The organism is Planococcus ruber (assembly GCF_022819085.1).
GTDB classification, from domain to species: Bacteria; Bacillota; Bacilli; order Bacillales_A; family Planococcaceae; genus Planococcus; species Planococcus ruber.
This window is the reverse complement of sequence record NZ_JALHAG010000001.1, coordinates 818,956-832,248: the sequence shown is the minus strand read 5'-3', so window position 1 is coordinate 832,248 and position 13,293 is coordinate 818,956. Positions and strand designations below refer to the sequence as shown.

Below are 13,293 nucleotides of genomic sequence, written 5' to 3'. Positions count from 1 at the left end.
AAAATGAACAAGGACGAGTTCTGAAAACCCGTCCTTGTTATTTCTTATCTGCTAAATTTCCCGAATGCCCCAATGACTTCATTCCAAAAATCCATTCCCGCAATACCGGAACGGAAATTTTCCCTTCCACAATTGGCTTGGCGAGAAAAATGACCGGTGTTGAGCTGACGAACATGACAATGGCGAACCATACAACCGGCAACCCGAGATAGAACGACCAGCCCAATTCCTCCGGGAAAAGTTCCAGAAGCGTGAAGAGATTGATGAAGAATAGATGAAGGACATAGACGTAGGCCGTCCTTCTGCCCAGATATGTAAATGACCATTTCTGCCGAGGCACCCATGGCAGAAAAGCGATGATGCCCAAAAGCATAATGAGGTAGAAAACCAGCCTCAGCCACGTGCCTTCCAACATGGAATCTGCTACTTGGACATAAGGGTGCCTGGCTAACAGTGCGTCCCTCGCTTGATCCAATGAAAAAGCAGAAAGCAGGAGGAGGCTTGCAGCTGCACTGAAAAGCGACACAACTTTCGCTTTTTGCGTCTTGAACCAATCCAGCTGTTCTTTTTTCGCGTAATGGCCCATAAGAAACAGCGGCAAGAAAACGAATGTCCGGGACAGGCTCAGGAATTCTCCAGCTCCATCCACCCAGCCGATGGCAAGCGCGATAACAGCCGACACCAAAATCGGATGCTTCAATTTGGAAAACGGCAGCAGCAATAAATTCCAGAAAAGCAGGCTCAGCAAAAACCACATCCCGAAACTCGGTGCAAAAAGATTCGCTGCGAGTTCCGGAAATGTCTGAACCAGCCCAAGCATCCACAAGTAAAAACTTTGAAATACCAAATAAGGAAGCAGAATGCCGAGCACGAGACGCTTGACGAACCGCTCTTTGTCCTTCCACACATGCTTCGTGAAATAGCCGGTTATCAGAATCAGTGCAGGCATGCGGAATGAAGCCAAAAAGTTATTTGCAAAATATAGCGCTTCGCTGCTTTCCCGTACCGGACTCAGCAGATGCCCAAGCACCACCAGCGCGACTAAAAGGAAGCGGGCATTGTCGAAATAAGGGTCCCTCCCTTTTTCTGCCGGTTTTTCGGATTTTAGCTTTTCCAAACTAAGGTGAATTGATTTCTTCATGGCAGACCCTTTCATCCTGAAAATTTCTATACCCACAACCGCTCTGGATGATTGGTTGTCAACGCGATGCCCTGATCGAAACGGAGGACTCTATCCGCTTCCGCTTTTTGGTCCACTGTCCAGACGACAAGATCTGTGCCGTTGTTTTTCAAGCTGCTGATCATTTCCTCATCAACATACTGGTGGTGCATCGATACCGCGGAAGCTCCGATTTCATTCACTTGATCGACCAGCAAAAGCGGCGAACCGAGCATCACCAGAGTCCGTTTAACTTCCGGATTAAATGCCAGACAGGTCTTTAAGCTTTTATGGTCAAATGAAATCAGGCTGCACTGCGCTTCTGTATTGAAATTTTGGATAAGCGTCAGCACATTCGCTTCCAGCCCCTCGTAAAGGCCAGCCATCTGTTTCAATTCAATCAGCAAATTCTTCTTGCCTCCAACCAGTTCAAGCACTTCTTCAAGCGTTGGAATCTGTTCACCTGTAAAAGCCGGATCGAACCAGCTTCCGGCATCGAGTTTCTTCAACTCAGCTAGAGTCAAATCCATCACATAACCGGAGCCGTCTGTCGTCCGGTCCACCCGGTGATCGTGGATGACGACCGGAATTCCGTCTTTTGACTGATGAACATCAATTTCAATGCTGGTGATTTTCGGTTCCTCAAGCGCCAATTCGATGGCAGCCAATGTGTTTTCCGGCGCTTTCCCTGACCAGCCCCTATGAGCAATAAGTTGTCCCATGCAAATACCTCCTCCTTATTTCACACCCGTGTAAACGAAAGCCCGAATAATATGCTTTTGTGCAAAGAAGAAAATGACCAGAATCGGCAGCACCAGCAATAGATTCCCGGCCATCACCACGTTCCAGGCCGCTCCGCCTTCCACTTGCCGCAGCATGGCGATGCCAAGCGGCAGTGTTCGTGCTTGATCCGTTGTCGTCATGACAAGCGGCCAGAAATAATCATTCCAGTGCGCGATGAAACTGAATAGCGCGAGCGTGATCAAAACAGGTTTGGCAAGCGGCAGCATGATTTTGCGGATGATCTGCCATTCTGAAGCATCATCCAGGCGCGCCGCTTCGAGCAATTCCTCCGGCACTTGCATAAACGACTGGCGCAGCAGGAAAATTCCGAACGCACTGGTCGCAAACGGCAGGATCAGTCCCCAAATTGTGTCGAGGATGCCCCATGAACTGAGATTCAGGTAAACCGGCAAAAAGATCAGCTGGCTCGGAATCATCAAACAGATCATGGTCAAAGCGAAGAAAAAATTCTTCAGCGGAAATTCATAGCGCGCAAACGCATAAGCTGCTGGAATGATGGTGGCAAATTGCAGAATCAGAATCAGCAGCGTCACAACGACGCTATTCACAAAGTATTTAAGGAATGGACCCGAATTCCATGCTTCTACAAAGTTCTGCCATTGCAAAGTTTCTGGAATCCAGACTGGCGGAAACGTCATGGTCTCCCCCAGCGATTTAAAAGCGGTGCTCGCCATCCACACGAATGGAACGGCGAAAATGATGAACAACAGAACCAATCCGATTCCGTTGGCAATTTTGAAAATGGGTGATGAATTCATCTGTTTCCCCTCACTTATCGGTAATGTACTCGCTTGCTCAACACTTTGAAATAGACGACGGTCAGCACACTTAGGATGACCAGCAAAATCACGCCGGCAGCTGAAGCGTAGCCGATTTTAAAGAACTGGAACCCGTATTGATAGATGTAATAAACAAAGGTGTTTGTCGAGTTGATCGGTCCACCCGCTGTCATCAGGTTAATGGTCTCGAACACTTGGAACGAGTTGATGACACCAATGATTGTCAGGAAAAACAAAGTTGGCGACAGCATCGGCACGGTGATCTTCAAGAACCTTCTCCACGGCGGCGTGTGATCCAATTCCGCCGCTTCATACAAGTCTTTTGGAATGCTCTGCAAACCAGCGATAAAAACGAGGGTATTGAAACCGATTCCTTTCCATACCGCCACAAGGATCAAGGAAGTGAGCGCATATTCGGGACTTGTCAGCCACATGACCGATTCCATGCCAATCAGGTTAAGGAACCAATTCAACAAGCCGTAATCGGCATCCATGATCCACATCCACAGCATGGAAACCGATACCAGTGAAATAATATGCGGGCTGAAGATCGATGCCTGCATGAATGAGTAGACAGTACCGCCTCGGTTCAGCCAAAGAGCTAAAAGCAAGGATAAGCTGATCGTCAAAAACACAGTGAAAAACGTATAGATGAATGAGTTGGAAATGACTTCCCTGAAATCCCGGTCGCTCAGCAAATAGCTGAAATTGGAAGTTCCGACAAAGTCCTTGACCGGACTGACAAAATTCCAGTCATGAAAACTTAAATAGATCATATAGCCGATAGGATAGATGAAAAACAAACAAAAAATGAAGATTGCCGGAAAAATCATCGCATAGGGACGCAGTTTCACCCAGGAAAGGAAACCTTGCCGCTCCGCTTTCTTTTCTTCCATATCAAGCTGGACTTTAGCGAACGCCATTCAATGCCGCCTCCTTTTGGAACGGGAAATCCAATGCAGGCAATGCTGTCTGATCGGCTCCGAAAGCATACAGCTTTTCCATCGGAATCGTGGCAAAGCACTTGCCTCGCTTGGATACGGGGGCCGTAAAGCTACGGATGTTCATCGTACCGACACGGTTTTTCACTTTATAGACCGTTTCCGCCCCTAGCGTTTCGAGTGTCAAAATCTCACTTTCCAGTTCGATGGTATGCGGCACATGAGCGGATTCCAAAGCAAGGCCCGCATGCTCCGGCCGAAACCCGATATATGCCGCAGCTTCCGGCAGGGCATCTTGAAGTTCGTGAAATTCTTCTTTTTTGAAAACGTTCATTGGCGGCTGGCCGATGAATTCCGCCGCGAATAGATTACCCGGACTCTGATACACATCAATCGGTGCTGCTTTTTGCTGAACGACTCCTTTGTTTAAGATAATGATTTCATCGCCCATCGACATCGCTTCAACTTGGTCATGGGTAACATAGACGAAAGTCGTCCCTAATTTTTCGTGCAGCTGAATCAATTCCGTGCGCATCTGCGTGCGGAGCTTGGCATCCAGGTTAGATAGCGGTTCATCCAGGATGAAGACTTTTGGCTTCTTGACCATGGCACGTGCAAGGGCTACCCGCTGGCGCTGGCCTCCCGACAGCTTATCGGGTTTTTTGTCCAAATGATCGGACAAGCCGACTATTTCTGCGATTTCCGCAATCAACAGATTCCGTTCCTTTTTCGGCACTTTCCGGTTGGCTAGTCCAAACTCGATATTCCCTTTAACAGTCATGGTCGGATAAAGGGCATAGTTCTGAAACACCATCGCGATGTCACGCTTGCTGGGAGCGAGATCATTGACCCGCTTTCCATCAATCCAGATATCGCCTTCGGTCTGTTGCTCAAAGCCCGCGAGCATCCGCAAAATGGTGGATTTCCCACAGCCGGAAGGGCCGACTAGCACTGTAAACGAGCCATCCTTGATCGTCAGGGAAATGTTTTTGACGACCTGGTCTCCGTTAAAGGTCTTTGAGATATTGTCCAGTCTAATTTCAGCCATACGTTTCTTCCTTTCTATTGGCCATTGCCGATTGTCCATTCATCCTTTTCACCAATTGGACTAATTCATCGATTGTCTCAACGGAAACCGTCCACTCTGTCGCATCGTCATGCTTGTATTCACTGATTAGGCAAGTTTGTCCGCCCGCTTGGTGCACCGGGTACAAATCGTTCCACGGATGGTCGCCGACAGACAGGATTTCATGCGGCTCGTATCCTTCCTCCACCAGTCCTTCGAAAAGCGCTTTAATGCCATGCGGCTTATTGCCGTCGAAATGAAATTCATCAAATACCTCGTTGAGCTCCATAAAATCCACAAATTCCTGGGCAGTCGGCAATGGCGAGTTGGTCATTAATATGAGCCGCCTTCCTTCCAATTTACTGATTTCATCGAAAAGGTCCGTCCTTTTGCTGATGCAATACGCTTTCTCGAGCATCTCTAACCTAACGTCAGTGAAAGCTTGTTCTCTTATGGCAGGTAAAATCCCTTTTTTGATAGCGATCAATTGAGCAATTCCCCACGGATCGCCGAGATACGCCAGCGGGATGCTCTCATCCAAATCAGATTCGGTCTCGATTCCTTCCCAATTATACGCTGCAGTCGGCTGCAATCCTTCATGGCTATAAAAAAGCAATTCTACCGGGTCATACATGAAACCGAGTTTGATCGGCTTTCTGCCTTCCAGCAAATCATAAGCCCAGACAACAGTTTCATCGATTTCCGCTTCCGGAAAGCGGTCCGCCATCATTTTTGAAATATAGCGTCCCATAAAGGAATAATCCTGATAAAGTGTTCCGTCCATATCAAATACCAATGCCTTGATGTCTTTCATCCAGTTCATGCCGGTGCCCTCCTGATTTGAAAAAAAAGCACGGTGAAGTGCTTTCTTTTTGTTTGATTATTTTAAGACCGCATTGGCCTTTTCAGCCGCTGTATCCAAAACTTCCTCTGTCGGAATGCTTTCATCCAGGATGCCGCGGGTCATTTCATCAATCATGATTTTCACGACTTCCGGGTAATTTTCAGCCATTGGGCGCGCTACGCCATTTTCAAGCTGATCAACTGCCACTTTGAATTGCGGCTTTTCTTCGTAAAGTGCCTGCATCTTCTCAGATTCCGCAGCCGATAAGCGGCTTGGCAGGTAGCCAGTGAATTCAGAAGCATACGCCGTTTGTTCAGTGGCAGTCATGAATTTGATGAATTCCCAAGCTGCCTGCTGCTTTTCTTCATCTAAACCGCTCGTCATAACCAAGTTAGCGCCGCCAGTCGGCACTTTCGTTTCTTTGCCGCTTGGCATGAAATACGTTTGCAGTTCAAATCCTTTTTCTTCAGCCAGCTGCAGAAGGTACGATAAGTCTGCAGTTGAAGAGAAATGCATGCCGGCATGACCATTAACGAAATCCTGTCTAGCCTTTTCGCCAGCTTCCGTGCCTGCCGAAACTTTCATCGTTCCTTCATTAGACATGTTTCTGAACAAATCAAAGGCTTCTGCACCCTCTTTACTGTTGAATGCCACTTCCGTCCCATCTTCATTCATCGTTGATCCGCCAGCCTGAGCGATGAAAGCTTCATAGAACCAGATATCGATCGGCAAGGACATCCCGACCCGGCCATTCCCATCTGTGAATGCAGCTGCATATTCTTCGAACTCTTCCCACGTACTCGGACCTTTCAGATCAAGTCCCGCTTCTTCTGCCAAAGTCGTATTCATGTACATGATTGGCGTACTTCTCAAATACGGCAGTCCATATAATTTATCATCGACGTATGAATTCCCCATCAACCCCGGATTAAAGTCATCCATATTGATTTCTTCGTCGTTTTCAACAAAAGAAGTTAAATCCTGTGTCATGCCTGATTTTGCAAAGACTCCGATGGACGCGATTTCGTTCTGCGTCACTTCCGGTGCATTGCCTGCAGCAAAAGCTGCTTGTGTCTTCGCATGAAGCTCATCATAAGTGCCCTGGAATTCCGCAGTTACATGAATTTTGTCCTGGGATTCATTGAATTGTTTTACTAAGTTTTCATTGTTCTCCCCGATTTTGTCGCCCCAAGCGTACCAGTAAGTCAATTCCACTTTGCCGTCGGAAGCTTCAGCGGAGTTCGCTTCCGCGCTTCCGTCACTTTCCGAACCGCCGCATGCCGCAAGCACCAGCAATGCACACATCAAGACCAATAAAAAGCTTAGTTTTTTCATTTCCCTGCCTCCAATTTCTTTTTTTAGCAAACAGATTCAAGGCAAAACAAAGAGACCCCAAATAACCTTTTCGCATACATTTATACGAAGGCATTTGGGGTCTCTCTTAGTGCACCCTGTCATCTATCTACTTTTCAATTTGATTGTAACGCCTGCTTGTTAATCCAGTGTATGAAAAATGTAAAAGTCACCTTAACATTTCGACAGCAGAAAAATTTTCCGCCCACAGGGCTTCATTGGAAGTGCTGATTGCAAGTGCCCCTGCCTCAAGTGAAGCTCTCACATGTTCCGGCGCAGACAGCAGACCGCCTGTAATGATCGGGATATCGAGCAGTTCGGAATAGGAGCGAATGACGCCATAAAGAGTGGCCGGCATAATTTCAATCAGATCCGGAGTCGGCTTTTGCTTGTTCTCAAGCACATTGCCGTAAACTTCCGAATCAATCATGAAGACCCGCTGAACAACGAAAAGATTCCGTTCTTTCGCTTTTTTTATCAGCGCCGGCTTGGTTGTAACAATGCCGAACGGCTTGACGTAGTTGGCAATGAAATCGAGCCCTTCATTATTCAGCAGCAGTCCGCCAATTTTTTCCGCATGGATCAGAACGGGAATTCCTTCCTCCTGGAACAGGTCGACATAGCGTTTGACGTTCATAATAGACCCCATCAATAAAAACACAGCGGCAATCTCTTCTTTACTCGCGAGTGCCTTCTCAATCGATTTCGGGCATTTCACCGCGGCGATTTTCTTACGCTGCTTTAGGCGGCAAATCATTTCGTCATGATCCCATCGGGTTTTCATATTCCTCAAATCCCCTTTCATCTTATGTACACCTCCCATTATAATTTCCAGAAACCGCAGGAACCGGAAATTTACAAATCTTTACAAGTTCTTTAAAGCAGCTTAGCAATATTCTGCAATACTGTGAGTGTACGCAATTGAGAGGAGATGGAGAAATGAAGATTGCAGTAATCGGCGACTTGCATTACCCGGCTTTGGACGAGGAATACGAATTTATCGAAGAGGACCGCAAAATATTCTATGAGAATTTTCTTGAGCGCTTTTTCTCAATTCCCGCAGACCTCTATGTATCCATCGGCGACTTGACAAACTTCGGCTTGAAGGAAGAGCTCGTCCAGGTTTACGACATGATTAATCGGCACGGCAAACCGTTCATCCATGTGCTCGGCAACCACGATGTCTATGCCCAAACCCGGGAAAAGGTACTTTCCCTGACCGGCCAGCAGCGTTATCATTCCATCACTTTGGAATCTGCGGTATTGGCCTTTCTTGACACGGCGAAAGAGCAGGACTTCGAAGATTGGGGCGGTACCCTCGATGCCGAACAAATCGACTGGCTCGGCAATGTGATTGAGAAGAGTGGCAATTTACCGTTGCTTGTTTTCGCACATCATCCCGTCCACGCTACCACTGCTAATTCTGAGAAAGACAAGTTATGCATTTCTTCCGATATCCCTGTATGGGAATTGTTGAATAAAAAGCAGGGCTCCGGCCTTTACGTCAACGGCCATAATCACTTCAACTCGATTACAGAAAGAAGCCAGTGGAATTTCGTTCAGCTGGCCGCTGTATTGGATGAACAGGCCGTGCGGATCATTGAAGTGACGGATTCACAGATTTCCATCGATTCAGTCGATCTGTATGATCCGGATCTTTACACGCGGGCCCAATATATCGGAAACGCCATCAGCCATTTCGGGCTTAATCCTCATCAACTTGGTACGGAAAAAGATGTGCGGCATACCATAGTGCTATTGCCGGAGAAAGAAACAGCTGAAAAAATATGATTTTACCTATCGAAACAGACAGGCTTTTTCCAGGTCTGCCTGTTTTTTCGCCTTTTTTATGGTAAAATCTTCTAAACAGTGAAATGCTAGGTGGTGGGGAATGATGAGAAAAAGAATTCTGGTTCCTATAGTTATTGTTGTTGTAATTGTTTTGGCTATTGTCTTTTGGCGGATGAGTCAAAATGTTGATGTCGGCTATGTCGTAAATTCAGATGAAACCCGAAGCAACGATCAACAGATTTATGTGATTATACTTACGAAAGAGGAGACGAAGGGTAAAACACGGCAAGAAATCCTTCAGTTAATTGAACAGAAAGAAAGCGAAGACGGTACTTTAAACGCTTATTATTCGATTCCGTGGATCAACCAAAAGCTCAAATCGAGCTATCAATCCGGCGACCGAATCCGCATTTATTGGTCTGGTGGTGTAAATTTATCCGACCCTCCTCAAATTCCCGGAACCTCCCTCATCCTAAAATCTGAATACAACTAAAAAAGCCTTCCTTAGCGGAAGGCTTTTGCTAACTAAGCAGGTAAATAGCGATGAGCAGGAACCCAATAACGAAAGGGATTTGCAGCAGCGATACAAGATACGACTTGGAATCCGGAAAGTATCTCCATTCCAAGAACGCTTCGAGTATACCCAAAGCCAGGAAATAAAAAATCCAGAACCATAAAATCGCATCATCAAAATCGTCTAGAAATAAGAAGATGGCTATAAGAGCAACCCCTAAAATAATTCCCCTTCCCCAGTTGCTGATCTTTCCGCCAGGCGTTTCCGAAAGATCGACTTTCTCGACTTTCAAGAGTTTCCGCATTAAATACTCGGCTCCGAAAAATACCACCATTAAACCAAGAAACAAGAGAACCGTTTCCATGAATGCCGCCCCCTTTCTCCCAATTTCTTTTTCTTCTACCTTCTTTATGTAGTAGTTGGAGAAAAGTTCCAAATTATGACTAAGAATAAAATTTTTTAAAAACCGCTTGTGTTTTATTTTCATCTTCTCTATACTTTAAAACGTAATGATTACTATTTAGTTTTTGAAGGAGGAATTTTCGCATGCCAGCCCAAATACCGATTACAGTGCTCAGCGGCTACCTCGGATCCGGCAAGACCACTTTGCTGAACCATATTCTGCAAAACCGTGAAGGATTGAAAGTTGCGGTAGTAGTCAACGATATGAGCGAAGTGAACATCGATGCGTCCCTCATTAAGCAAGGCGGCTTTGTCAAAACCGAGGAAAAACTGGTGGAGCTTCAGAATGGCTGCATTTGCTGCACGCTCCGCGAAGATCTTGTCCTGGAAGTTGAAAAACTGGTGGAGTCAGGCGATATCGATTACATCGTCATTGAATCTTCCGGCATCAGCGAACCCATCCCCGTTGCCCAGACCTTTACATACTTGGATGAAAGCCTAAATTCACGCCTCCTAGAACTTTGCCGCCTTGATACAATGGTGACCGTGGTGGACGGCAATGCTTTCTGGAAAGATTTCGCTTCCGGCGACACTTTGCTTGACCGCAAACAGCAGACGACAGACGAAGATGAGCGGGAAATTGCAGATCTGCTGATCGATCAGATCGAGTTCGCCAATGTGATTTTATTGAATAAAACCGATTTGCTTTCGCCCGTAAAAACGCTGGAACTGAAACAAGTCATCCGCAGCTTGAACCCAGATGCAGAAGTGATCGAGACCGCATTTTCAACTGTCCCGTTGGACCGGGTGCTGAATAAGAAGCTATTCGATTTTGAAAAATCCAGCCACAGCGCCGGTTGGCTGAAAGAACTTAACGGCGAACACATTCCTGAAACAGAAGAATACGGCATCACTTCGTTTGTGTACCGCAGCCAGAAGCCGTTCCATCCCGAGCGCCTCATGGCCTGGATGCTGGAATGGCCGGTGGAAGTCGTCCGCGCCAAGGGGTTTCTATGGATTGCCTCCCGTGACGATGCAGCCGTCTTGCTTTCACAAGCCGGCCCTTCACTCAGCATCGAATACGCCGGTGCCTGGGATCTCGATTATGGAGTGAAAATGACCGAACTTGTACTGATCGGCATCAGCATGAATCAACAAGAACTGACCGACTCACTCAGCCAATGCCTGCTTGCCGAAGATGAAATGCTGCAGGACTGGAATAGCTTTTATGACCCATTGCCAACATTTCAAACCTTAAAGGAGGAGTGAACGATGAGAGTGAATATTACATTAGCCTGCACCGAAACCGGTGACCGCAATTACAGTACGACAAAAAACAAACGCACCAATCCGGAACGCATCGAATTAAAGAAATATTGCCCCCGCCTTCGAAAAGTGACCTTGCACCGCGAAACCAAATAAAAATTTTTTAGTTATTTTCAAATCGTAATGATTACTACTAAAGGAGATAAACCCATGGCAAAAAAATCCAAGATCGCGAAAGACCGAAAACAGCGCGAAACCGCTGCCCGTTTTGCTGAAAAACGCAAAGCCTTAAAAGAGCAAGGCGACTACGCGGCATTGTCGACCCTTCCAAAAGATGCTTCACCTACCCGCTTGAACAATCGCTGCGCATTAACCGGAAGGCCACGCGGCTATATGCGGAAATTCGGCATGTCCCGAATCGCATTCCGGGAACTCGCGCATAAAGGGCAGATTCCTGGCGTCAAAAAAGCCAGCTGGTAAACAACGAGAAACTACACAAAAAATTTCAACGAGGTGACCAATGAAGAAATTATTATTCCTAGTCCTGCTGCTTGCGCTGTTCCTTGGTGCATGCGGTTCAACAAACGATTCCTCTACAGATGCAGCTAACGGAGCCGATACTGCTAAAGACGATAAATTATCGGTTTACACGACCGTTTATCCCCTTACTTATTTCACTGAACGGATCGGCGGCGATCTGGTCGAAGTCGAACCCATCTACCCTGCCGGTTCAAACGAGCATACTTACGAGCCGACGCAGCAAGACATGATTTCACTTGCAGAAGCGGATCTTGTGTTCTATATCGGGATGGGGCTGGAAGGCTTTATCGATAAAGCACAGACAACATTGAAAAACGAAAATGTGGAATTTGTCGCGACTGCAGCAACGATTCCAGAAGAGGAACTTGGCGAAGGCCATTCCCATGACCACGAAGCAGAAGATGAGCATAACCATGAACACGGGGACGAAGAGCACAATCATGATCACGAAGCTACTGAAGAACACAGCCATGATCATGATCATGGCCACGGCCATAGCCACGGTTCAGTCGATCCCCATGTTTGGATTTCACCGGTGTTGAGCCAACAATTGGCGGAATCGATCAAGAACGAATTGGTTGAACAAGACAACGAAAATGCCAAAACATACGAAGCGAATTACGAAGCATTAATCGAAGAGTTAAAAGAACTTGATCAGTCCTTCCAGGAAACAGCGGATGCCGCTGCCAACAAAACATTCTTTGTGTCGCATGCTGCTTTCGGCTATATTGCGGATACTTACGGGCTTGAGCAAGTAGCGGTCGCCGGCTTGAACAGCCAGGATGAGCCCTCGCAAAAAGAACTGACTCAGATTGTCGACCAGGCGAAAGAGCTGGACATCCGCTATGTCGCTTTTGAACAAAACGTCTCCTCTAAATTGACGGAAGTTATCCAGAAGGAAATCGGGGCAGAAGCCGTCCAGCTTCATAATTTGGGTGTGTTAACCGAAGAAGACATCACAAATGGCGAAACGTATTTCACCTTGATGGAAGAAAACCGCAAGACGCTGGAGAAGATTTTAAATTAGTCCATAAGAAAACCCAACCGCTACGTAACGGTTGGGTTTTCATCTGTTTTTATTGAGCCGTTAATCCGCCATCAATGACGAATTCAGAGCCGGTCGAGTAGCTTGCTTCATCTGATGCAAGGAACAATACCATATTCGATACTTCTTCTGATTGCGCCATGCGTTTAAGCGGAATCGTTTTTGCAAACTCTTCTACTGCCGCTTTTGTATCTTCCTGGACGACCATCGGAGTCGCAATGACGCCTGGGTGAACCGAGTTGACGCGGATGCCGTAGTTTGCACATTCGATTGCAGCCGCTTTCGTCATGCCGCGCACCGCAAATTTCGTGTCCGTATAGCCGATCGCACCAGCTACAAGTCCGTTCATCGATGAAATGTTGACGATTGAACCGCCTCCCGCTTTTTGCATGGACGGGATAACCGCTTTCATGCCAAGAAATACAGAAACTTGGTTGATTTCCACAATGCGGCGATATTCTTCAACCGTTGTCTGCAAAATCGGTTTGGCCATCGTGATGCCGGCATTGTTTACCAGGACATTGACCGGTCCGAATGCTTTTTCAGCTTCTGCCACGACTGCTGTCCAGCCCTCTTCACTCGTTACGTTCTGTTTGATGAATAACGCATTTTCGCCAAGTTCAGCGGCAAACGCCTGGCCTTTTTCTTCGTTCAAATCCGTTAAGACCACTTTTGCGCCTTCTTCGATGAATCTTTTTGCGTGAGATGCGCCCATCCCTTGAGCAGCACCTGTGATAATGGCAACTTTGCCTTCTAATCGAGCCATATAAGATTCCTCCAACTTGATAA

General features: G+C 46.8%; 16 protein-coding genes. 6 read left to right on the top strand and 10 right to left on the bottom strand.

Annotation, left to right across the window (positions count from 1 at the left end):
* Positions 1-37: 37 nt before the first annotated feature.
* The 8 genes from MTR82_RS04250 to MTR82_RS04215 all read right to left on the bottom strand — a co-directional run bounded on the left by MTR82_RS04250 (position 38) and on the right by MTR82_RS04215 (position 7,730).
* Positions 38-1,141: an acyltransferase family protein gene (locus MTR82_RS04250; RefSeq protein WP_246807918.1), complete on the bottom strand. Its 1,104-nt coding sequence runs from the start codon at positions 1,139-1,141 to the stop codon at positions 38-40.
* Positions 1,142-1,167: 26 nt separating this feature from the next.
* Positions 1,168-1,881, bottom strand: coding sequence for a glycerophosphodiester phosphodiesterase (locus MTR82_RS04245; RefSeq protein WP_246807916.1), 714 nt, complete (start codon positions 1,879-1,881; stop codon positions 1,168-1,170).
* A gap of 15 nt (positions 1,882-1,896) precedes the next feature.
* Positions 1,897-2,721, bottom strand: coding sequence for a carbohydrate ABC transporter permease (locus MTR82_RS04240; protein ID WP_246807915.1), 825 nt, complete (start codon positions 2,719-2,721; stop codon positions 1,897-1,899).
* A 14-nt stretch (positions 2,722-2,735) separates the two neighbouring features.
* Entirely contained in the window at positions 2,736-3,665 is a 930-nt protein-coding gene (locus MTR82_RS04235; protein WP_246807914.1) for a carbohydrate ABC transporter permease, read from the bottom strand.
* Positions 3,652-4,731: an ABC transporter ATP-binding protein gene (locus tag MTR82_RS04230; RefSeq protein ID WP_246807913.1), complete on the bottom strand. Its 1,080-nt coding sequence runs from the start codon at positions 4,729-4,731 to the stop codon at positions 3,652-3,654. Before MTR82_RS04230 ends, MTR82_RS04235 begins: the two co-directional genes overlap by 14 nt.
* On the bottom strand, positions 4,724-5,572 hold the full coding sequence (locus tag MTR82_RS04225; protein ID WP_246807912.1) for an HAD family hydrolase: 849 nt from the start codon (positions 5,570-5,572) through the stop codon (positions 4,724-4,726). Before MTR82_RS04225 ends, MTR82_RS04230 begins: the two co-directional genes overlap by 8 nt.
* 57 nt (positions 5,573-5,629) lie before the next feature.
* Entirely contained in the window at positions 5,630-6,928 is a 1,299-nt protein-coding gene (locus MTR82_RS04220) for an ABC transporter substrate-binding protein (protein ID WP_246807911.1), read from the bottom strand.
* A gap of 187 nt (positions 6,929-7,115) precedes the next feature.
* Positions 7,116-7,730, bottom strand: a complete 615-nt coding sequence (locus MTR82_RS04215) for a glycerol-3-phosphate responsive antiterminator (RefSeq protein WP_246807910.1) — start codon at positions 7,728-7,730, stop codon at positions 7,116-7,118.
* A 155-nt stretch (positions 7,731-7,885) separates the two neighbouring features.
* Here MTR82_RS04215 and MTR82_RS04210 point away from each other — a divergent pair, with 155 nt between their 5' ends.
* Positions 7,886-8,737 (top strand): metallophosphoesterase family protein, encoded by an 852-nt coding sequence (locus tag MTR82_RS04210; protein WP_246807909.1) that lies wholly within the window; start codon positions 7,886-7,888, stop codon positions 8,735-8,737.
* A gap of 103 nt (positions 8,738-8,840) precedes the next feature.
* A complete protein-coding gene (locus MTR82_RS04205; RefSeq protein WP_246807908.1) occupies positions 8,841-9,230 on the top strand; it encodes a hypothetical protein in 390 nt (129 codons plus the stop codon).
* A 28-nt stretch (positions 9,231-9,258) separates the two neighbouring features.
* Here MTR82_RS04205 and MTR82_RS04200 read toward each other — a convergent pair whose 3' ends face one another.
* Entirely contained in the window at positions 9,259-9,615 is a 357-nt protein-coding gene (locus MTR82_RS04200; RefSeq protein WP_246807907.1) for a DUF4181 domain-containing protein, read from the bottom strand.
* A 182-nt stretch (positions 9,616-9,797) separates the two neighbouring features.
* Here MTR82_RS04200 and MTR82_RS04195 point away from each other — a divergent pair, with 182 nt between their 5' ends.
* Genes MTR82_RS04195 through MTR82_RS04180 form a run of 4 tightly spaced genes read left to right on the top strand, consistent with a single transcriptional unit; the run spans position 9,798 to position 12,486 of the window.
* Positions 9,798-10,922 carry a GTP-binding protein gene (locus MTR82_RS04195; RefSeq protein ID WP_246807906.1) on the top strand — a complete coding sequence of 375 codons (1,125 nt, stop codon included), beginning with the start codon at positions 9,798-9,800 and terminating at the stop codon, positions 10,920-10,922.
* 3 nt (positions 10,923-10,925) lie between these two features.
* Positions 10,926-11,075, top strand: a complete 150-nt coding sequence (gene rpmG, locus MTR82_RS04190) for a 50S ribosomal protein L33 (protein ID WP_052650078.1) — start codon at positions 10,926-10,928, stop codon at positions 11,073-11,075.
* A 54-nt stretch (positions 11,076-11,129) separates the two neighbouring features.
* On the top strand, positions 11,130-11,399 hold the full coding sequence (gene rpsN / locus MTR82_RS04185; RefSeq protein ID WP_052650077.1) for a 30S ribosomal protein S14: 270 nt from the start codon (positions 11,130-11,132) through the stop codon (positions 11,397-11,399).
* Positions 11,400-11,439: 40 nt separating this feature from the next.
* Positions 11,440-12,486 (top strand): metal ABC transporter solute-binding protein, Zn/Mn family, encoded by a 1,047-nt coding sequence (locus MTR82_RS04180; protein WP_246807905.1) that lies wholly within the window; start codon positions 11,440-11,442, stop codon positions 12,484-12,486.
* 49 nt (positions 12,487-12,535) lie between these two features.
* Here MTR82_RS04180 and MTR82_RS04175 read toward each other — a convergent pair whose 3' ends face one another.
* Positions 12,536-13,270: a glucose 1-dehydrogenase gene (locus tag MTR82_RS04175; protein WP_246807904.1), complete on the bottom strand. Its 735-nt coding sequence runs from the start codon at positions 13,268-13,270 to the stop codon at positions 12,536-12,538.
* Between the last annotated feature and the right edge of the window lie 23 nt (positions 13,271-13,293).

Bases quoted from the DNA above. Each gene is read 5' to 3' on its own strand.
- MTR82_RS04250 (WP_246807918.1), bottom strand. From the start codon at position 1,141: ATGAAGAAATCAATTCACCTTAGTTTGGAAAAGCTAAAATCCGAAAAA.
- MTR82_RS04245 (WP_246807916.1), bottom strand. From the start codon at position 1,881: ATGGGACAACTTATTGCTCATAGGGGCTGGTCAGGGAAAGCGCCGGAA.
- MTR82_RS04240 (WP_246807915.1), bottom strand. From the start codon at position 2,721: ATGAATTCATCACCCATTTTCAAAATTGCCAACGGAATCGGATTGGTT.
- MTR82_RS04235 (WP_246807914.1), bottom strand. From the start codon at position 3,665: ATGGCGTTCGCTAAAGTCCAGCTTGATATGGAAGAAAAGAAAGCGGAG.
- MTR82_RS04230 (WP_246807913.1), bottom strand. From the start codon at position 4,731: ATGGCTGAAATTAGACTGGACAATATCTCAAAGACCTTTAACGGAGAC.
- MTR82_RS04225 (WP_246807912.1), bottom strand. From the start codon at position 5,572: ATGAACTGGATGAAAGACATCAAGGCATTGGTATTTGATATGGACGGA.
- MTR82_RS04220 (WP_246807911.1), bottom strand. From the start codon at position 6,928: ATGAAAAAACTAAGCTTTTTATTGGTCTTGATGTGTGCATTGCTGGTG.
- MTR82_RS04215 (WP_246807910.1), bottom strand. From the start codon at position 7,730: ATGAAAACCCGATGGGATCATGACGAAATGATTTGCCGCCTAAAGCAG.
- MTR82_RS04210 (WP_246807909.1), top strand. From the start codon at position 7,886: ATGAAGATTGCAGTAATCGGCGACTTGCATTACCCGGCTTTGGACGAG.
- MTR82_RS04205 (WP_246807908.1), top strand. From the start codon at position 8,841: ATGAGAAAAAGAATTCTGGTTCCTATAGTTATTGTTGTTGTAATTGTT.
- MTR82_RS04200 (WP_246807907.1), bottom strand. From the start codon at position 9,615: ATGGAAACGGTTCTCTTGTTTCTTGGTTTAATGGTGGTATTTTTCGGA.
- MTR82_RS04195 (WP_246807906.1), top strand. From the start codon at position 9,798: ATGCCAGCCCAAATACCGATTACAGTGCTCAGCGGCTACCTCGGATCC.
- rpmG (WP_052650078.1), top strand. From the start codon at position 10,926: ATGAGAGTGAATATTACATTAGCCTGCACCGAAACCGGTGACCGCAAT.
- rpsN (WP_052650077.1), top strand. From the start codon at position 11,130: ATGGCAAAAAAATCCAAGATCGCGAAAGACCGAAAACAGCGCGAAACC.
- MTR82_RS04180 (WP_246807905.1), top strand. From the start codon at position 11,440: ATGAAGAAATTATTATTCCTAGTCCTGCTGCTTGCGCTGTTCCTTGGT.
- MTR82_RS04175 (WP_246807904.1), bottom strand. From the start codon at position 13,270: ATGGCTCGATTAGAAGGCAAAGTTGCCATTATCACAGGTGCTGCTCAA.